At 69.5% G+C, this 17,480-nt stretch carries 18 protein-coding genes; 13 read left to right on the forward strand and 5 right to left on the reverse strand.

Features of this window, described 5'->3' with window-relative positions:
• The first annotated feature begins 131 nt into the window (after positions 1–131).
• Together ACZ5ZX_RS24895 and ACZ5ZX_RS24900 are read left to right on the forward strand one after the other, a co-directional pair.
• Complete coding sequence (locus ACZ5ZX_RS24895; protein ID WP_465504380.1) at positions 132–1,229, forward strand: FAD-dependent oxidoreductase; 1,098 nt, start codon at positions 132–134, stop codon at positions 1,227–1,229.
• 89 nt (positions 1,230–1,318) lie between these two features.
• Positions 1,319–1,702, forward strand: a complete 384-nt coding sequence (locus ACZ5ZX_RS24900; protein ID WP_465504381.1) for a hypothetical protein — start codon at positions 1,319–1,321, stop codon at positions 1,700–1,702.
• 151 nt (positions 1,703–1,853) lie between these two features.
• On the opposite strand, the gene ACZ5ZX_RS24905 is transcribed toward ACZ5ZX_RS24900, so the two are convergent.
• Positions 1,854–3,653 carry an AMP-dependent synthetase/ligase gene (locus tag ACZ5ZX_RS24905; protein ID WP_465504382.1) on the reverse strand — a complete coding sequence of 600 codons (1,800 nt, stop codon included), beginning with the start codon at positions 3,651–3,653 and terminating at the stop codon, positions 1,854–1,856.
• Between the two features lie 126 nt (positions 3,654–3,779).
• Here ACZ5ZX_RS24905 and ACZ5ZX_RS24910 point away from each other — a divergent pair, with 126 nt between their 5' ends.
• Genes ACZ5ZX_RS24910 through ACZ5ZX_RS24940 form a run of 7 tightly spaced genes read left to right on the forward strand, consistent with a single transcriptional unit; the run spans position 3,780 to position 8,877 of the window.
• The gene (locus ACZ5ZX_RS24910) at positions 3,780–4,190 is read left to right on the forward strand and encodes a polyketide cyclase / dehydrase and lipid transport (RefSeq protein ID WP_465504383.1); all 411 of its coding nucleotides are present in this window, start codon (positions 3,780–3,782) and stop codon (positions 4,188–4,190) included.
• An 8-nt stretch (positions 4,191–4,198) separates the two neighbouring features.
• Positions 4,199–4,987 carry a metallophosphoesterase family protein gene (locus ACZ5ZX_RS24915; protein ID WP_465504384.1) on the forward strand — a complete coding sequence of 263 codons (789 nt, stop codon included), beginning with the start codon at positions 4,199–4,201 and terminating at the stop codon, positions 4,985–4,987.
• A gap of 27 nt (positions 4,988–5,014) precedes the next feature.
• A complete protein-coding gene (locus ACZ5ZX_RS24920; RefSeq protein ID WP_465504385.1) occupies positions 5,015–5,455 on the forward strand; it encodes an SRPBCC family protein in 441 nt (146 codons plus the stop codon).
• A 14-nt stretch (positions 5,456–5,469) separates the two neighbouring features.
• Positions 5,470–6,612 carry an ArsA family ATPase gene (locus ACZ5ZX_RS24925; protein WP_465504386.1) on the forward strand — a complete coding sequence of 381 codons (1,143 nt, stop codon included), beginning with the start codon at positions 5,470–5,472 and terminating at the stop codon, positions 6,610–6,612.
• Positions 6,609–7,028 carry a hypothetical protein gene (locus ACZ5ZX_RS24930; RefSeq protein WP_465504387.1) on the forward strand — a complete coding sequence of 140 codons (420 nt, stop codon included), beginning with the start codon at positions 6,609–6,611 and terminating at the stop codon, positions 7,026–7,028. The genes ACZ5ZX_RS24925 and ACZ5ZX_RS24930 overlap by 4 nt, the downstream gene beginning before the upstream one ends.
• Before the next feature lie 15 nt (positions 7,029–7,043).
• Positions 7,044–8,003, forward strand: coding sequence for an ROK family protein (locus ACZ5ZX_RS24935; protein ID WP_465504460.1), 960 nt, complete (start codon positions 7,044–7,046; stop codon positions 8,001–8,003).
• A gap of 4 nt (positions 8,004–8,007) precedes the next feature.
• Positions 8,008–8,877 (forward strand): NUDIX domain-containing protein, encoded by an 870-nt coding sequence (locus ACZ5ZX_RS24940; protein WP_465504388.1) that lies wholly within the window; start codon positions 8,008–8,010, stop codon positions 8,875–8,877.
• Between the two features lie 18 nt (positions 8,878–8,895).
• Here the strand turns inward: ACZ5ZX_RS24940 and ACZ5ZX_RS24945 are convergent, their stop codons facing one another.
• The 3 genes from ACZ5ZX_RS24945 to ACZ5ZX_RS24955 are packed head-to-tail and all read right to left on the reverse strand — an operon-like array spanning position 8,896 to position 11,329.
• Positions 8,896–10,038 (reverse strand): glutamate--cysteine ligase, encoded by a 1,143-nt coding sequence (locus ACZ5ZX_RS24945; RefSeq protein WP_465504389.1) that lies wholly within the window; start codon positions 10,036–10,038, stop codon positions 8,896–8,898.
• Between the two features lie 20 nt (positions 10,039–10,058).
• Positions 10,059–10,562 carry a hypothetical protein gene (locus tag ACZ5ZX_RS24950; protein ID WP_465504390.1) on the reverse strand — a complete coding sequence of 168 codons (504 nt, stop codon included), beginning with the start codon at positions 10,560–10,562 and terminating at the stop codon, positions 10,059–10,061.
• The gene (locus ACZ5ZX_RS24955; RefSeq protein ID WP_465504391.1) at positions 10,559–11,329 is read right to left on the reverse strand and encodes an alpha/beta hydrolase; all 771 of its coding nucleotides are present in this window, start codon (positions 11,327–11,329) and stop codon (positions 10,559–10,561) included. Before ACZ5ZX_RS24955 ends, ACZ5ZX_RS24950 begins: the two co-directional genes overlap by 4 nt.
• 214 nt (positions 11,330–11,543) lie before the next feature.
• Between ACZ5ZX_RS24955 and ACZ5ZX_RS24960 the strand changes: the two genes are divergently transcribed.
• Both ACZ5ZX_RS24960 and ACZ5ZX_RS24965 read left to right on the forward strand, forming a co-directional pair.
• Entirely contained in the window at positions 11,544–12,305 is a 762-nt protein-coding gene (locus ACZ5ZX_RS24960; RefSeq protein ID WP_465504392.1) for a lysophospholipid acyltransferase family protein, read from the forward strand.
• A gap of 20 nt (positions 12,306–12,325) precedes the next feature.
• Positions 12,326–12,811 carry a polyadenylate-specific 3'-exoribonuclease AS gene (locus tag ACZ5ZX_RS24965; protein WP_061984256.1) on the forward strand — a complete coding sequence of 162 codons (486 nt, stop codon included), beginning with the start codon at positions 12,326–12,328 and terminating at the stop codon, positions 12,809–12,811.
• 293 nt (positions 12,812–13,104) lie between these two features.
• Here the strand turns inward: ACZ5ZX_RS24965 and ACZ5ZX_RS24970 are convergent, their stop codons facing one another.
• A complete protein-coding gene (locus tag ACZ5ZX_RS24970; protein WP_465504393.1) occupies positions 13,105–14,181 on the reverse strand; it encodes a 3-deoxy-7-phosphoheptulonate synthase in 1,077 nt (358 codons plus the stop codon).
• A gap of 284 nt (positions 14,182–14,465) precedes the next feature.
• Between ACZ5ZX_RS24970 and ACZ5ZX_RS24975 the strand changes: the two genes are divergently transcribed.
• Both ACZ5ZX_RS24975 and ACZ5ZX_RS24980 read left to right on the forward strand, forming a co-directional pair.
• Positions 14,466–15,491, forward strand: a complete 1,026-nt coding sequence (locus ACZ5ZX_RS24975) for a 6-phosphofructokinase (RefSeq protein ID WP_044854286.1) — start codon at positions 14,466–14,468, stop codon at positions 15,489–15,491.
• A 133-nt stretch (positions 15,492–15,624) separates the two neighbouring features.
• Positions 15,625–17,145 (forward strand): amidohydrolase family protein, encoded by a 1,521-nt coding sequence (locus tag ACZ5ZX_RS24980; protein ID WP_465504394.1) that lies wholly within the window; start codon positions 15,625–15,627, stop codon positions 17,143–17,145.
• The last annotated feature ends 335 nt before the right edge of the window (positions 17,146–17,480 follow it).

A 17,480-nucleotide genomic window follows, 5' to 3' on the forward strand; every position in this document is an offset into this window, starting at 1 on the left:
ACACGGGCCCCTGCCACCCCCCCCCGGGGCCCCCCGCCCACCGCCGCCCCCGGGCCGCCGTCTCCCCCCGGCCGGGGGGCCCGGTTCCCCCGCACCGGGGCGGTCCCCCCCCCCCGACGAGGGGGTTCGCGGTGAAGGCTGTGATCATCGGCGGCGGTATCTCGGGCACGGTGACCGCGATGGCGTTGCGGCGGGCCGGCATCGACGCGAGCGTTCACGAGGCGTACCCGTCGGGCGGCGAGGACGCGGGCGCGTTCCTGACGATCATGCACAACGGCATGGACGCCCTGCGCGCGATCGGCGCCGACGGACCGGTGATCGACAACTCCTTCGGCGCGGTCGGGCTGGAACTCGTGACGCCGGACGGGCGCACCGTCGACAGGCGTTCCTACGACATCGACGGCCTCGCCGGGCCACGCACGATGACGCGGGCGTCGCTCTATCGCACGCTGCAGGAGGAGGCGATCTCGCGCGGGATCACCGTCGAGCGCGGGAAACGGCTGGTTTCCGCCTCCCCGGGGGTCGCCCGGTTCGAGGACGGGTCCACCGCCGAGGGCGACATCCTGATCGGCGCCGACGGCCTGCGCTCGGTCGTCCGGACGATCATCGACCCGGACTGCCCGCCTCCGCGCTCGACGGGCCTTGACGTCGTCTACGGCTACACGACCGACACGAGCGTCCCGCAAGCGCCGTCCGTCTACCGGATGATCCAGAGCCTGCACGCCTTCTTCGGCTACACCAGCGCTCCCGACGGCTCGACGTACTGGTTCGCGCGGCTGCCCGCGGCCGAAGGTGTCCGAACAGGACTGTCGGCGGCCGAATGGCGCTCGACGGCTTTCGCCGCCTTCGACGGGGAACCGTTGCCTGCCGCGGAAATCATCCGGTCGACGGGGGACGACGTGTTCGGCGGCCATTCCTACGACGTCCCGTCGACACCGGTGTGGTCCACCGCGTCGATGGTGCTCGTCGGCGACGCGGCGCACGCGGCTTCACCGGCCGCGGGGCAGGGTGCGTCGATGGCACTGGAGGACAGTGTCGTGCTGGCGCAGTGCCTGCGCGATCTTCCCGACGCGCCAACGGCTTTCGCGGCTTACGAGCGACTGCGGCGGGCGCGGGTGGAGAAGCTGGTGGCCAGCAGCGCCGCGCTGTCGTCGGGGACGAATTCCGACGAGGGACGGAATTGGCTGTACCGGCACCACATCGAGTGGGACGAGTCGATCGTCGGGTGACGTCCGTCACATGCTTCGTATTCCGTGGGTGGCGCTTCATGATCGTTAGTACGGTCCGCCTGGAATCGAGCAAAACAACCTGGGGGTTGATGATGGCAAACAAGATTCGCGCGCTTCTGCTCGCCACCTTCGCGGTGGCGGGGCTGGCCGTGGTGAGCGCGCCCGCCGCGCAGGCGGCGTCCTACACGCAGGTGGGCTACGCGAGCTCGTTCGGTCGGCAGGTGTACCTGTGGCGCAACAACGACAACGGGTGCATCCACGCGCAGGGCAAGAGCATGCGCAACGGTGACGAGGTGATCTTGCGGGTGGTCAGCGGCGGCCTGGTCATCGGTGAGGATGTGCAGCGTGCCAACGCCACCGGCGTTTCGGTGAACACGCAGTCGCTTTGCAACAAGGGCGGCGCCGGATTCCGGGGTCTCGTGAAGGACGCGAACGCGAACGGACCGGAGACGGGCACCTACCAGAACTGGTAGCGGGGCCATCCTGTGCTTCAAGCCTGAGACTTCCGGTGAGCATGCCCGCGAAGTGGCGGGTCCGTGAAGGACGCTTTCCCCGCATTACACGCGGTGAAGGGCGCTTTCCCCGCATGGCATGCGGGGAAAGCGCCCTTCACCTCCCGGCGAGCTACTTCTTGTAGAGGGCTTCGATGTCGTTCGCGTAGTTCTTGTTCACGATGTTGCGCTTCAGTTTGAGGCTCGGCGTGATCTCGCCGCCCGCCTCGGTGAAGTCCTTCGACAGGATCGTGAACTTCTTGATCGCCTCGGCCTGCGACACCGCGCTGTTGGCCTGATCGACGGCCTGCTGGATCTCGGCGCGCAGTTCGGCGTCATCGGCCAGATCGGACACGGTGGCGTCGGAAGGCTTGCCGTGCTGCGACTTCCACGACGGGAAGTACTCCTCGTCGATGGTGATCAGCGCGCCGATGAACGGCCGCTGGTCGCCGACCACCATCGCCTGGCTGACCAGCGGGCTGGCCTTGATGGTGTCCTCGAGTCCGGACGGGGCGACGTTCTTGCCGCCCGCGGTCACGATGATCTCCTTCTTGCGCCCGGTGATCTTCAAGAATCCGTCGCGGTCGAGTTCGCCGAGGTCGCCGGTGTGGAACCAGCCGTCCTCCAGCGCTTCGGCGGTCGCCTCGGGGTTGTTGAAGTAGCCGCCGAACACGACGTCACCCTTCAGCAGGATCTCGCCGTCGTCGGCGATCCGCACCGAGGTGCCGGCGACCGGCCGTCCCACGGTGCCGACCCGGAAGCCGTCCTGGGTGCCGACGCAGGCCGCCGCGGAGGTCTCGGTCAAGCCGTACCCCTCGAACACCGGGACACCGATGCCGCGGAAGAAGTGCGCCAGCCGCGTGCCCAGCGGGGCGCCGCCGGACACCGCCGCGACGCACCGGCCGCCCAGTGCCGCGCGCAGCTTGCTGAAGACGAGCTTGTCGAACAGCGCGTGCTTGACCTTCAGGCCCAGCCCGGCCCCGCCGGTGTCCTGCGCCTGGCTGTAGGCGACGGCGGTGGCTTCGGCGGCGTCGAAGATCTTGCCCTTGCCGTCGCCGTGCGCCTTCTGCTTCGCGCTGTTGTAGACCTTCTCGAACACGCGCGGCACGGCGACTACGAACGTCGGCCGGAAGGTGCCGAGGTCGGCGACGAGGTTCTTGACGTCGGAGGTGTGCCCGAGGGTCACCCGCGCGCTGAGCGCGGTCACCGCGATGGCGCGGGCGAGGACGTGCGCCAGCGGCAGGAACACCAGCAGCGAGTTGCCCTGCTCCATCAGCTGCGGGAAGGCGGCGATGTCGGCGCGGATCTCGGCCAGCAGGTTCCGGTGGGTCAGCTCGACACCCTTGGGACGGCCGGTCGTCCCCGAGGTGTACACGATCGTGGCGAGGTCGCTCGCCTTCACCGAACGGCGGCGCTCGTGCAGGTCGTCGTCGCTCAGCTCGGCGCCCCGCGCGGTGAGGTGGTCGACGGCGGGCGCGTCGGCGGCCTCGATCTGCCAGGTGTGCTGGAGCGAGTCGAGGCGGCCCTTGACCGATTCCAGCGTCGCGAGGTGCTCGTCGGTCTCGACGAACACGCCCTTCGCCTGCGAGTCCGAAAGGATCCAGTGGACCTGCTCGGCCGAGGAGGTGTCGTAGATCGGGACGGTGACCGCGCCTGCGGCCCAGATCGCGAAGTCGATCAGCGTCCATTCGTACCGGGTCTTGGACATGAGCCCGACCCGGTCGCCCGGTGCGATGCCCGCCTGTGCCATTCCCTTGGCCACGGCGAGAACCTGGGCGGCGAAGTCCTTCGCGGTGATGTCCAACCAGGTACCGTCGACCTGGCGGCGGAAACTCACGACATCGGAGAACCTCTCGGCGTTCGCCCAGACGACGTCCGCGAGGTTCTCGTCGTCGGTCACCGGATGGGCGGCGGGGGCGCTGTATTCGCGCACGAGGAACCTCCGTGTTCGCGTGCAAGTGGTGTGACCGGTGTTACCCGCCAGTCAACTTAGCGTGCCGTGCACCTTAAGACCATGCTGACGAATCGGCCATACCGAGGGCATGACATTCTGCCGTTCGTGAACCAGGCGCCGCCAGCTCTCGACATCGTCGACGAGACCTTCCTCGTGGTCCCGCCCTCCACCGTGGCCGCCGCCTTCGCCGATCCGCGATCTTGGTCACGTTATTGGCCGGACCTCGTTCTCGAGGTCTACACCGACCGCGGCGACGAGGGATTGCGCTGGACGGTGCGCGGTGCCTTGATCGGTACGATGGAGGTGTGGCTCGAGCCGGTGCTCGACGGCACCTTGCTGCACTACTTCCTGCGCGCCACCCCCGCCGGTCCCGGCGGGGAGCCGCTCGGCCTGGCACCGCGGGAACTGCGCCGCGAGTTCGATCGCCGGGCCCGTGCCGCCAAGGCGATCGCGCTCGGGCTCAAGGAGGTCCTGGAGGACGGGCGCGAACCCGGGGTCGGTCCCCGGAGCGAGTAGGGGAGAGCATGCGGGTTCACGTGGTGTCGGACGTGCACGGCAACGCCGACGCGCTCAAACGCGCCGGTGACGGCGCCGACGCGCTGATCGTGCTGGGCGACCTGCTGGACTTCGTCGACTACCGCGAGCACGACAAGGGCATCATGGGCGCGCTGTTCGGCGCCGAGAAGGTCGGCGAGTTCGCGCGGCTGCGGCGCGAGGGCACCCGTGACGAGACCGTTGCCTTCTCGCGCTCGTTGTGGGCCACTTTGGCCGATCCCGCCGCCGCCGTCGGCGAGGCCATCGTCGACCAGTACGCCATCCTGTTCGGCGCCCTCACCGCGCCGACCTACGCCACCCCCGGCAACGTCGACGACCCGTCGCTGTGGCCCGAGTTCGCCGGCGACGGCATCCAGGTGCTCGACGGCGAGGTCGCCGAGGTCGGCGGCCTGCGCTTCGGATTCGTCGGTGGCGCGCTGCTCCCGCCGAACGTGGTCCCGCGCCGCAACGGCTTCTGGCGGCCGTACCTGCGCACGCGTGAGGAGTACGACGTCGCGGTCGGCGCGCTGGAGGACGTCGACGTCCTGTGCACGCACATCCCGCCCGCCGTCCCGGAACTGACCTACGACGTGATCGCGCGGCGGCCCGAGATCGGGTCGGCGGCGCTGGTGGACCTCATCCGCGACCAGCGGCCGCGGTGGTCGGTGTTCGGGCACGTCCACCAGCCGCTGACGGCGCGGACGAGGCTCGGCAGGACCGAATGCCGTAACGTCGGTCACTTCAAAGAGACGGCACAGCCGTACGTGCTGCGCTGGTGACCGGCGGTCCCGGCTAGAGTTTGTGACATGGCCGAGCAGTCCACGCAATCCATCGAGGTCGACGCCGAGCCCGAGCGGGTCATGGCCGTCATCGCCGACTTTCCCGCGTACCCGGAATGGGCCAAGGCCGTCCGGGAGACCGAGGTGCTCGGCGAAGACGACAAGGGCCGCGCCAAGCAGGTGAAACTCACCCTCGACGCCGGGCCGATCAAGGACGTCTACACCCTCGAGTACGACTGGGACGCCGACGGCAACGGGGTCAGCTGGCACCTGGTCAAGGGCCAGATGCAGAAGGCCCAGAACGGCCGCTACGCCCTCGAAGCGCTGGGCGCCGGGCGCACCAAGGTGACGTATACGCTGTCCGTCGAGCTGGCGCTGCCGATGATCGGGCTGCTGCGCCGCAAGGCCGAGAAGATGGTCATGGACACCGCGCTCAAGGAGCTCAAGAAGCGCGCTGAAGCATCCTGAGTCGAAGGGTAGGCATGCGGATCCTCCTGTTCACCGGCAAGGGGGGTGTCGGCAAGACCACGCTGGCCGCGGCGACGGCCGCCGCGCTGGCCGGGCGGGGCAGGAAGACGCTCGTGGTCTCGACCGATCCCGCGCATTCCCTCGGCGACGCCTTCGGCCGCCCGCTCGGCGCCGAACCGTCCGAAGTGGACACTCTCCTGCACGCGGCCCAGATCGATTCCCGCGGCCTCGTCGACAGCACCTGGCGCGAACTCCGGCAGGAACTGCAGACCGCGCTCGCGGGTGCCGGGCTCGATTCGCTCGACGCCGAAGAGCTGACCGTGGTGCCCGGCGTCGACGAACTCCTCGCCCTCACCGAAGTCCAGCGCCTCGCCGAGCACGGTCCATGGGAGACCGTCGTGGTCGACTGCGGGCCGACCGCGGAAACCCTGCGGCTGCTCGCTTTGCCGGAAGCGGTTTCCGGGTATCTGACGAGGGTGTTCAAACCCGGCGCGCGACGGACGGCGGCCGCGGTGCGGCGGCTCGGCGCGCATCTGGAATCGCTGCGGACGCTGCTCACCGATCCGGCCACCACCACCGTGCGGCTGGTGCTGACCCCCGAACGCGTGGTCGTCGCCGAGGCTCGCCGCACGCTCAGTTCCCTGGCCCTGCGCGGGATTCTGGTCGACGGCCTGATCGTCAACCGGCTGATGCCCGCCCCCGGTTTCTGGCGTGGTGCCGCGGCCTCGTGGATGCGGACCCGCCGCACGCAGCAGAACGCCGTCCTCGCCGAACTCGCCGACGCCGGATTCGGGCCGGACGAGGTGAAGCCGGTCGAACATCGCGCCGTCGAACCGGTCGGCCTGGAAGCCCTGCAGGAAATCGCGTACGAGCTCTACCAAGGCCTGGATCCGTTGTCAGGAAACGGAAAGGGTGTCACCCCGTTGCTTCAGGTGTCCGAATCGGACAGTGGATACCAGTTGCGGATCGCGGTGCCGTTGCACCGGGATTCCGAAGTGGACCTGGCCAGAGTGGACGATGATCTCGCCGTCACCGTGGACGGTTTCCGGCGGCTGATCGCGCTGCCGGAGATGTTGCGCCCGTGCCGGATCACCGGTGCGGAATCCGACGCGCACGGCCTGGTCGTGAGCCTGGCCGGGAACCGGGGACCCGGGTGAGCGAGAACAGTCAGGACACCGGAACGGCGCATCTGAGCCTGATCGAGGAGATCCGGCTACTGATCGAACTGGTCGTCGAGCACGCCGCGCCGTGGCTGGAGGACGTCATCTCCGCCGGGCACGGCTGCGCGGAACACGAGCCGGACGGCTGGTGCCCGCTCTGCGCGATCGTCGAGGTCTTCCGCGGCGGACGGCCCGAGTTCGTGGCGCGGTTGATGGAGCAGGCCGCGCAGCTCGTCGCGTTGCTGCGCGCGGTGCTCGCCGACCGCTGGGAGCCCGAGGGCGGGGTGCATATGCCGGGGTTCCAACCTGCGCGGAAGGAGCCCGTGGCCGAAGATGTGCCGGTGGGAGCTTCGCGGGTCCAGCACATCGCCGTGACCAGGCGCGACGCTTGGCAGCCGGACCAGGAGAACTGAGTGCTGACGGTAGGGGTGGACGTCGGGGGCACGAGTGTGCGCGCCGGCGTGGTGGACGAGCACGGCTCGCTGATGGACACCGCCAGGGTCGGCACGCCCGGCGAGGAGAACGCGCTCGAAGACGCGATCGCGGGGGTCGTGGAAGACCTCCGCAACCGGCACGACGTCTCCGGCGTCGGGCTCGCGGTCGCCGGATTCGTCGCCAAGGACCGGCGGACGGTGATGTTCGCGCCGCATCTGTCGTGGCGCGCCGCGCCGGTCGCCGAGCGGATCGAGAAGCGGGTCGGGCTCCCGGTCACCCTGGAGCATGACGCGAACGCCGCCGCGATCGGTGAGTACCGCTTCGGCGCCGCTCGCGGTGCCCACGTGGCCGCGCTGATCGCGCTCGGCACCGGGATCGGCGCTGGTCTGCTGCTCGACGGCAAGATCTACCGGGGCGCGCACGGCGTCGCCCCGGAACTCGGGCATCTGACGGTCGTTCCCGGCGGGCGGGCCTGCCCGTGCGGGAAGTACGGCTGCTGGGAGCGGTACTGCAGCGGGACGGCACTGGCCGCGACGGCGGTGGAACTGCTCGCGCGGCATCCCGGCCGCTCGACCGTGCTGGCGCGCGAGACCAGGGGCGACCCCGGCTCGGTGACCGGGCGCCGCGTCGCCGGAGCCGCCCGCGACGGCGACCCGATCGCCCAGCGCGCGATGACCGAGCTGGCGAAGTGGCTGGCCGAGGGGCTGGCGCTGGTCGCCGACGTCTTCGATCCCGAAATCATCGTGATCGGCGGCGGGGTGTCCGAATCGGCCCCGTTGTTCCTCGACGAGGCGCGGGAACATTACGCGGGCAAGATCACCGGCGCCGGGCACCGGCCGCTGGCCCGCATCCGCACCGCGCACCACGGGGACGACACCGCCATCGTCGGCGCGGCCGCGCTGGCCGTCGACGCGGCGAAGGCGCTCGGCGCCGAGGTCGGTGTGACAGGCTGAAACCGTGACCCGCCACGATGGCAACGGCTTCGTGAAGTGCGATTTCGGGCATCTTCACTGGGGACTGAACGGTGCCGCCGGGTTGCTGTTGTCCGATCCCGGCCGCGGTGTCCTTCTGCAGCGGCGGGCCTGGTGGGTGCATCACGGTCGCACGTGGGCGTTGCCAGGGGGCGCGCTCGAGGCGGGGGAGAGCGCGCACGAAGCCGCCACCCGTGAGGCGCACGAGGAGGCCGACATCCCGCCCGCCGGGGTCCGCGCGCTGGCGGCGTCGCACGTCGACCACGGGAACTGGCGCTACACCACGATCCTGGCCGCGCCGATCGGCAGGCTCTCGGCCAGGGTGAAGAACGCGGAGAGCGCGGAACTGCGCTGGGTCCGCGCGGCGGAGGTCGCGGATTTCCGTCTGCATCGCGACTTCGCGGTGGCCTGGCCGGGATTGAGGGAACACTTGGATCGCAGGCTGGTACTGGTGGTCGACGGCGCGAACGTCGTCGGGTCACGGCCGGACGGCTGGTGGCGCGACCGGCGCGGCGCGGCCGAACGGTTGCGGGACAAGCTCGCGACGCTGGCCGAGACCGGTTTCACCGATGCCGCGCTGCCCGGCGGCGGGGAGTGGACGTGGTGGCCGAAGATCGTCCTGGTCGTCGAGGGCAAGGCCCGCGGAGTCGCGGCCGTGCCCGGTGTCGAGGTCGTCGACGCCGAGGCGGACGGGGACTCCCGGATCGTCGCCGTGGCCCGCTCCGCCCGCGCCGAAGGCCCGGACGACCACGTGGTCGTGGTGACCGCCGATCGCGAACTCCGCTCCCGCGTCGAGGCCCTGGGCGCTTCCACCCTCGGCCCCGGCACCCTGCTGGGTCACCTCGATCGCGTTTAGCGGGCTGAACGCGACGCGTCAGGGGCGCGGGATCGTGCCTTCGCGCATCTCCGCGATGAGCGAAGCGACGACGGCGCGAAGACTGCCGTTGGACCGCTTCGCCACCGCGCGCTGACGCACGTAGCTGGGCCCATAACGCAGGATCGTCTCCACCGATCGGAGTTCGTCGACGCAGTCCAGGCGCCGGGCCACCGGTTCGAGCCGGTCCAGCAGGTCGAGGGTGTCGTCGGTGACGAGCCGCTCGTTGCCCGCGGCGTCGAGGATGACGATCGCGTCGACGCCGTAGCGGGCCGCGCGCCACTTGTTCTCCTGGACGTGCCACGGCGGCAGCGTCGGCAGGATCTCGCCGTCGTCGAGGCGGGTGTTGAAATCCTCCACGAGACATTGCGTCAGCGCCGCGATCGCGCCGACCTCCTCCAGCGTCGGGAGCCCGTCGCATACGCGCATCTCGATCGTCCCGAAATGCGGCGCGGGCCGGATGTCCCAGCGGATCTCGGAGAAGTGGTCGATCACGCCCGTGGTGAACATGTCGTCGACGTAGCTCTCCAGCTCGGTCCACTTCCGGAACTGGAACGGCAGCCCGGCCGTCGGCAGTTGCTGGAACATCAGCGCGCGGTTCGAGGCGTACCCGGTGTCCTCCGCTCCCCAGTACGGCGACGAGGCCGAAAGCGCTTGCAGGTGCGGCGCGTAGTTGAGCAGCGCGTCCAGGATCGGCAGGACCTTGTCGCGGTGCTCGACGCCGACGTGCACGTGGACGCCGTAGATCAGCATCTGCCGTCCCCACCACTGGGTCCGGTCGATGAGCTTGGCGTACCGCTCCTTGTCGGTGACCTTCTGCTGGTACCACGTCGAGAACGGATGCGACCCGGCCGAGAACAGCTCCACACCCAGCGGGTCGAGCACTGAATGCACGACGTCGAGTGAGGTGTTCAGATCGGCCTTGACCTCGGCGATCGTGTCGCAGATCCCGCTGATCACCTCGATGGTGTTGAGCAGCAGCTCCTGCTTGATCTTGGGATGCTCTTCCGCGCCGTCGGGACGGACGGCGTCGAGCACCTGCTCCGCGACCGACGAGAGCTCACCGGTCCGCCGGTCGACGAGGGCGAGTTCCCATTCCGCGCCGACCGTCGACCGGCGCGAGGGACTGAAGTCGATCTTCATGATCGGAATTGTCCGACAGCTCAGACCTGCGCGCCGTTGTGCGGATCGGCGCCGGGCGGCGGCCCCTGGCGAACCCGCAGCAGGAGCAGGGCGATCGCGGTCGCGAGGGCGAGGATGCCGAGCGGGGTACCGAGCCGCGTGCCCATGCCGATCAGGTTGGGCGCGATCAGGAGCAGCAGGCCGAGCACGAAGAACAGCAGGACGACGAAGGCGCCCTTGCGCGGACGCGGCAGGGGAGGCGGCTCGGGCGGCATGAAATGCCCCTCGTCGTCACCCGGCCCGGCCGGATCGTCCTCGAAGAGGGTCTTGTCCCAGCTGGTGCCACCACCCCGCCAGCCCGGTTCGGGCTCCGCCTCCGAAGAATCGGGCCGGGGCGTCTTCTCCGCCGGCTTCTCCTTGGTCTTCTCGGCGGGTTTCTCCAGGTCGTCTTCGGGGAAGAGGCCGACGCCCTCCGCACGGAGGTCGGCCACGATCTCGGCGAACGTCGCGTCGACGTCCTCCGGCCCGTCCTTGCCTCTGCTCATCCGGCGTCCACCTGTCCCGCCCGGCGCACGGACCGGGCGAAGTCCACCGTACGCGTGAAGATCAGGCCCGCGTCGTGGTCTTGGGTGGCGACGTGGAAGCTGTTCTCCAGCACCACCTCGGTGACGTCCTCGCTGCGGATCCCGTCGAGGATCACCTGGGCGTTGACCGGCTCCACGATGTGATCGACGGCCGAGTGGAGCAGGAGCACGGGCTGGGTGATCTTGGCGAGGTCCGCCCGCGTCACCCGCCACAGCTGGGCGAGGCTCGCCGCGGCGCGCACGGGCGTCCGGGAGTAGGCGAGTTCGGTTTCGCCCGGCTTCGCGATGTCGTTGGCCACGCCGGGTACCGAGGGCAGGACCCTCGACAGCACGGGCAGCAGTTTGGCGTCCCACCGCAGCGTCATGATCGAGGGGTTCACGAGCACGATCCCGGCGATCCGGTCGCCGAACTCCTCGGCCAGCCGCAGGGTCAGCGTCCCGCCCATCGACAACCCGGCGACGAACACCGAGTCGCAGGTCGCGAAGAGAGCCAGCAGCTCTTCGCGGACCGCGCCGTACCAGTCTTCCCAGCCTGTCCGGTTCATGTCCTGCCACCGGGTCCCGTGCCCTGGCAGGAGCGGGCAGCGCACGGTGTAACCGGCCTCCGCCAGATGATCGCCCCAGGGCCGCATACTCGCGGGAGTGCCGGTGAAGCCGTGGCACAGCAGGAACCCTGCTTCGGTCGAACCGGTGTGAGCGAACGGTTCCGCGCCGGCGAGGACGGCCATGCGATCGCCTTCCGTGAGAGCTGGGTAGGTCTCCTATGTTCGCACGAGCGGAGCGGCTTGTGGGCCCCCGGCCGGTGCCGGAATCGGGCCGGACCGGGTGTGAGATCCGTCGCTGGGTACGGGTAACCGGGTGGACTTCGTTGTGCCTGAGGTGCGCGATTCGTAGTCTTGACCATCGGGCGCGGGGGTTGAGCTGCTAGGAGGAGTTTTCGCAGTGCTGTACTGGCTCATGAAACACGTGTTTATCGGGCCACTGCTCAAGGCGCTGTGGCCCACCAAGGTGGTCGGTGCGGAGAACATCCCCGAGACCGGCGGCGCGATCCTCGCGGGCAACCATCTCGCGGTGGCCGACTCCTTCTTCATGCCGCTGCGCGTCAAGCGCAAGGTGACCTTCCCGGCCAAATCGGAATACTTCACCGAAAAGGGCTTCAAGGGCCTGCTGAAGAAGTGGTTCTTCACCGGCGTCGGCCAGTTCCCGATCGACCGCTCCGGCGGCAACGCGGCGCAGGCCGCGCTCGACACCGCGACCCGGCTGGTCCGCGAAGGACACCTCCTCGGCATCTACCCCGAAGGCACCCGCTCCCCGGACGGCCGCCTGTACAAGGGCAAGACCGGTGTCGCGCGGATCGCGCTCGACTCCGGCGGCGTCGTCGTCCCGGTCGTCATGATCGGCACCGACAAGGTCAATCCGATCGGCTCGAAGATGTGGTGGCCGCGCCGCCTCGAGATCCGCTTCGGCAAGCCGCTCGACTTCTCCCGCTACGAGGGTCTCGCCGGTGACCGCTTCATCGAGCGGTCCATCACCGACGAGATCATGTACGCGCTCATGGAGCTCTCCGGCCAGGAGTACGTCGACATCTACGCCGCCAAGGCGAAGGAACTGCTCGCCGCCGAAGAGGCCGGGATCCGCCCGAAGGTGCCCTCGCAGCCGTCCGCCCACGACGTCGCCCGTATCCCGGACACCAAGGTCGGCTGAGAGCCCACTAGGGTTCTCCGGTGCGCTTTTTCTACGACACCGAATTCATTGAGGACGGCGTGACCATCGATCTGGTGTCGATCGGTGTCGTGGACGAAAGAGGCCGCGAGTTCTACGCGGTCTCGACCGATTTCGACCCCGGCAAGGCCGGCCCCTGGGTCCGCGACAACGTGCTCCCGAAACTCCCGTCACCCGCCGACCCGGCGTGGCGCAGCCGCGAGAAGATCCGCACGGATCTGCTCGAGTTCTTCGGCAAGCCACCCGGCGGCATCGAACTGTGGGCCTGGTTCGCCGCCTACGACCACGTCGCGCTGGCGCAGCTGTGGGGTCCGATGCCCGCCCTGCCGCGTCAGCTGCCGCGCTTCACCCGTGACCTGCGGCAACGCTGGGAGGACGCGGGCAAGCCGAAGCTCCCGGCGGCCCCGGACGACCAGCACGACGCGCTCGCGGACGCGCGGCACAACTACCAGCGGTGGCAGATCATCGAGTCCTACTGGCACCGGTAGGCCCTCGCCTTACGGCTGTGCCGCGCGTGAAGGCCCCCTTCCCTCGGCTCAGCCGAGGGAAGGGGGCCTTCACGCGCGGCGGTTGTGACTGCTGGTGCATGTGGGGCCGTCTGTGGCGGTCGTCGAGTCCGTGAAGGCCTCCTTCCCTACCGTCAAGGTAGTGAAGGAGGCCTTCACGGACTGGGCCAAACCTCCCTACGCGAAGCCCGGCGTCCCCCGTCTGCCCTGCGAGGAAAGGTCCTTTCCTGGCAAAATTTGCGAGGAAAGGACCTTTCCTTGCAGCCGCCGCACCCTCACCGGCGTGAGTCGACGGCCTCCGCCAGCGTGTCCAGCAGTTCGGCCGTCGTCTCCCACCCAAGGCAGGCGTCGGTGATCGACTGCCCGTAGGTCAGCGAAGCGGCCTCGCCCAGCGTCAGGTCCTGGCGACCCTCCACCAGGAAGCTCTCCAGCATCAGCCCCGCGATGCCCCGCTCACCGGCACCGATCCGCCCGGCGAGCTCGCGGACGACCGCGGCCTGCCGCACGTGGTCCTTCGCGCTGTTGCCGTGGCTCGCGTCGATGATCACGCGTTCCGGCAGCCCCGCTTTCGCCAGCCGCGCCAGGGTGTCGGTCACCGTCTCGGGGTCGTAGTTCGGCCCGGCGGCACTGCCGCGCAGGATCACGTGGCAGTCCTCGTTCCCGGCGGTGGTGATCAGCGCGGCGAGCCCGTCGGGGTTGATACCGGCGAACACGTGGCTCGCGCCCGCCGCGCGGGTGGCGTCGACGGCGACCTGGACGTCGCCCTCGGTCGAGTTCTTGATGCCCACCGGCATCGACAGCGCACTGCACAGCTGCCGGTGCACCTGGCTCGCGGCGGTCCGCGCGCCGATGGAACCCCAGGTCACGGTGTCGGCGATGAACTGCGGAGTGATCGGGTCGAGGAATTCGCAGCCGACCGGCAGGCCCAGCGCGGAGACGTCGAGCAGCAGTTTGCGCGCCATCCGCAAGCCGTGGTTGACCTCGTAGGTGCCGTCGAGGCCGGGGTCGTTGATCAGGCCCTTCCAACCAAGGGTGGTGCGCGGCTTCTCGAAGTAGACACGCATGACGATGTGCAGGTCGCGGCGGTGCTCTGCGGCCTTCGCGGCGAGGCGGCGGGCGTAGTCGAGCGCGGCGTCCGCGTCGTGCACCGAGCAGGGCCCGACGACGACGAGGAGCCGGTCGTCCCGGCCGTCGAGGATGTCGACGGCCGAGGCCCGCCCGGCTAGGACGGTCTCGGCGATTTCTTCCGTCATCGGATGCTCGTGCCGCAGCATCGCGGGCGACAGCAGCGGATTGATGGCCGCCGTGCGGTGGCCGTCGAGGGCGATGAGGGTGTCGGCGGAGGGAGACATCGCGGGTCTGGTTCCTTTCGAAAGGGATACCGACCCGCGGGAACTCGCCGAGCCGGTGTGATTCCGGCTCGGGGTGGTTCGTCAGCGCAGGTTCACGCCGCCGTGCCCACCCGGGGCCGGCTTCGTAAACCAGAAATAGCGCTGCACGACGCCAAGCTAGCACATCGCCGCCCGTGGACCGATTCCCGAGGTGGTCCGCCCTGCACCGATCCAGAGAACTGCCGCTACGCTGGCGTCGGGACATGTGACTGTCATCTCTACGGAACACAAGACGGAGGCTTCTGATGCGTGTCGGTGTGCTGACCGGCGGTGGCGACTGCCCGGGGCTCAACGCGGTGATCCGCGCTGTGGTGCGCAAGGGCATCGAGGTGCACGGCTGGGACATCGTCGGGTTCCGCAACGGCTGGAACGGTCCCCTCACCGGGGACAGCCGTCCGCTCGGCCTGAACGACGTCGAAGACATCCTCACCCGCGGCGGCACGATCCTGCGCTCCTCGCGGACCAACCCGTACAAGGTCGACGGCGGCGTCGACAAGATCAAGGCCGTGCTCGCCGAGCAGCAGGTCGACGCGCTCATCGCGATCGGCGGCGAGGACACCCTCGGCGTCGCGAAGCGGCTCACCGACGACGGCGTCGGCGTCGTCGGGGTGCCCAAGACGATCGACAACGACCTCGGAGCCACCGACTACACCTTCGGCTTCGACACGGCCGTCTCGATCGCCACCGAGGCCATCGACCGGCTGCACACCACGGCCGAATCGCACCACCGCGCCCTGGTCGTCGAGGTCATGGGGCGGCACGCGGGCTGGATCGCGCTGCACTCCGGCCTGGCAGGCGGCGCGAGCGTGATCCTGGTGCCGGAGCGGCACTTCAACGTCGACCAGGTCGTCTCGTGGGTCGAGCGCCGGTTCGAGAAGGAGTACGCGCCGATCATCGTCGTCGCCGAGGGCGCGCTGCCCGAGGGCGGCGAGGAGAAGCTGCTCACCGGGGAGAAGGACGCCTTCGGGCACGTCCGGCTCGGTGGCATCGGCACCTGGCTCGCCGACGAGATCGCCGCGCGCACCGGCAAGGAGTCCCGCGCGGTCGTGCTCGGGCACGTCCAGCGCGGCGGTACCCCGACGGCCTACGACCGGGTGCTCGCCACCCGGTTCGGGCTCAACGCGGTCGACGCCGTGGCCGACGGTGACTTCGGCGTGATGGTCGCGTTGCGTGGCACGGACATCGTCCGCGTCAAGCTCGCCGAGGCGACCGCCGAGCTGAAGACCGTTCCGGTCGAGCGGTACGAAGAGGCCGAAGTCTTCTTCGGCTGAGCGGTGTTTTCGGAGGAAGGCCCCTTACCCCGTGCTGATCTTGGGTAAGGGGCCTTCGCCGACCTTGCGGCTTCGACCTCGCGGCGAGTTGAATCGGCCACCTGGGGTATCTGGGTGGAAGGGCGGGGTTCTCATGGCCGGAGCGGGATCCAACAGGCGCGAGTTCCTGAGATGGCTGGCCGCGAGCGGGACGGGGGCGGCGCTCGCCGGACTGCTGCCCGGTACGGCCACGGCGGCCACGAACGAGATCGTCGTCATCACGCGGGTCACGCTGATCGACGGCACGGGTTCGGCTCCGCGCCGCGATGTCTCGGTCGTGCTCGTCGGCGACCGGATCGCCTGGGTCGGTAACTCCGGTCAGGTCCCGGAAACCGGTGGCGCGCGGGTGATCGACGGCCGCGGCAAGTACCTCATCCCCGGTCTGTGGGACATGCACACCCACGGCGCGGACCTCGAAGAGATCATCCCGCCGCTGCACCTGGTTCACGGCGTCACGGGTGGCCGCGAGATGTGGGGATACGCGGAGAACCGCGCGACCAGGGACAGGATCGAACGCGGTGAGCTGCTCGGCCCGCGTCTCGTGGTCGGGAGCGGCATAGTCGACGGGCCGGTCACGCTACTGGGCCCGCCGGTGATCAAGGTGTCGACCGAAGCCGAGGCGCGCGCGGCCGTCCGCGCGGAGAAGGCGGCGGGCGCCGAGTTCGTCAAGACCTACTCCTACCTCGGGGCCGACGCCCTGCGCGCGGTCGCGGACGAGGTCCGCCACCAGGGGCTGCGTTTCTCGGGGCACTGGCCGTACAAGGTGTCCCACTTCGACGCGAGCGATCTCGGCCAGCACAGCTTCGAGCACTTCTTCGGGGTGTCCATCCACTGCTCGTCCCGGCGCGACGAGATCCTCGCCAGGTTGAAGGCGACGCCCTTCGACCCGGCGGCGCCGCGCGACTTCTTCAACCTGGCGCGTCGTCTGGAGTTCGAGTCGGTCTCCACGTACAGCCCGAGCGCGGCCTGGTCCTATTTCGGCAGGCTGCGGCGCAACGGCACCTGGCATTCGCCGACGCTGACGATCAACCGGATCGTCACGCAGCCCGCCGAAACCCATCAGCGGGACCCGCGGCTGAAGTACGTCCCCGCCGACATCCGCGAGAGCTGGGCGATGGGCATCGAACGGTTCGCGCCGAAGACGCCGTCGGACATCGCCCTGCAGGAGCGGTACTACCAGGAGACGCTCCGGCTGGTCGGGTTCGCGCACGAGGCCGGTGTCGGGATCATCGGCGGCACCGACTGCCTCAACCCCTACACCTTCCCCGGCAGCGGGCTGCACGAGGAACTCGCCTTCCTGGTCGAGGCGGGGCTTTCACCGGTGCAGGCGTTGAAGACCGTCACCGGCGACGCGGCGAAGTTCCTCGGCAGGGAACGGACGTCGGGCACGGTCGCGGCGGGGAAGGAGGCGGATCTCGTGCTGCTGGAGGCGAATCCGGCCGCCGACATCCGCAACGTCGCGAAGATCGACCTGGTGATCACCCGTGGCCGCGTCCTCGACAAGGCGACGCGACAGCGGATGCTCGACGCCGTCGAGACCGCCGCGAACCGGCCGCCCGCCACCGCCGCGAGCGCCCGGATCCAGTCCCTCGCCCGCCGAGGTTGCTGCTGTTGACCCCGCGGGGTCAGCGCCCTCGGCAAGGGGCATGCTCGCTGCCGGGAGGGAAGCGTGGTCGGGAGCCGACCATGGCCCCGATGTCGCGGTGGAGAACTCGTATTTGTCTACCTACTGGTGTGGAGCTTGTGCGGGTTGCCGACGCGGTCCGGGTGGGGACGATTCCGGCCGTTGAGCGTCCGGAATCTTCCGTTGATCAAGAGGTGAGACCGGGCGACGACGCCCGCGGAACCACCCTCGTCCAGGTCAGGCGTAGGTACACAAATGCGGGTTCCCCTTGGAGACGCTCAGTGTCTCCAACGCGACATGGGGAACAGTAAGGCAAGGTTGTCGTG

It is taken from the genome of Amycolatopsis sp. NPDC033938, assembly GCF_055575975.1.

Excerpts from the sequence above, each read along its gene's own strand:
- ACZ5ZX_RS24920 (WP_465504385.1), top strand. The coding sequence starts at position 5,015 with ATGGCCGAGCAGTCCACGCAATCCATCGAGGTCGACGCCGAGCCCGAG.
- ACZ5ZX_RS24915 (WP_465504384.1), top strand. The coding sequence starts at position 4,199 with ATGCGGGTTCACGTGGTGTCGGACGTGCACGGCAACGCCGACGCGCTC.
- ACZ5ZX_RS24945 (WP_465504389.1), bottom strand. The coding sequence starts at position 10,038 with ATGAAGATCGACTTCAGTCCCTCGCGCCGGTCGACGGTCGGCGCGGAA.
- ACZ5ZX_RS24970 (WP_465504393.1), bottom strand. The coding sequence starts at position 14,181 with ATGTCTCCCTCCGCCGACACCCTCATCGCCCTCGACGGCCACCGCACG.
- ACZ5ZX_RS24955 (WP_465504391.1), bottom strand. The coding sequence starts at position 11,329 with ATGGCCGTCCTCGCCGGCGCGGAACCGTTCGCTCACACCGGTTCGACC.
- ACZ5ZX_RS24925 (WP_465504386.1), top strand. The coding sequence starts at position 5,470 with ATGCGGATCCTCCTGTTCACCGGCAAGGGGGGTGTCGGCAAGACCACG.
- ACZ5ZX_RS24900 (WP_465504381.1), top strand. The coding sequence starts at position 1,319 with ATGATGGCAAACAAGATTCGCGCGCTTCTGCTCGCCACCTTCGCGGTG.
- ACZ5ZX_RS24980 (WP_465504394.1), top strand. The coding sequence starts at position 15,625 with ATGGCCGGAGCGGGATCCAACAGGCGCGAGTTCCTGAGATGGCTGGCC.
- ACZ5ZX_RS24975 (WP_044854286.1), top strand. The coding sequence starts at position 14,466 with ATGCGTGTCGGTGTGCTGACCGGCGGTGGCGACTGCCCGGGGCTCAAC.
- ACZ5ZX_RS24950 (WP_465504390.1), bottom strand. The coding sequence starts at position 10,562 with ATGAGCAGAGGCAAGGACGGGCCGGAGGACGTCGACGCGACGTTCGCC.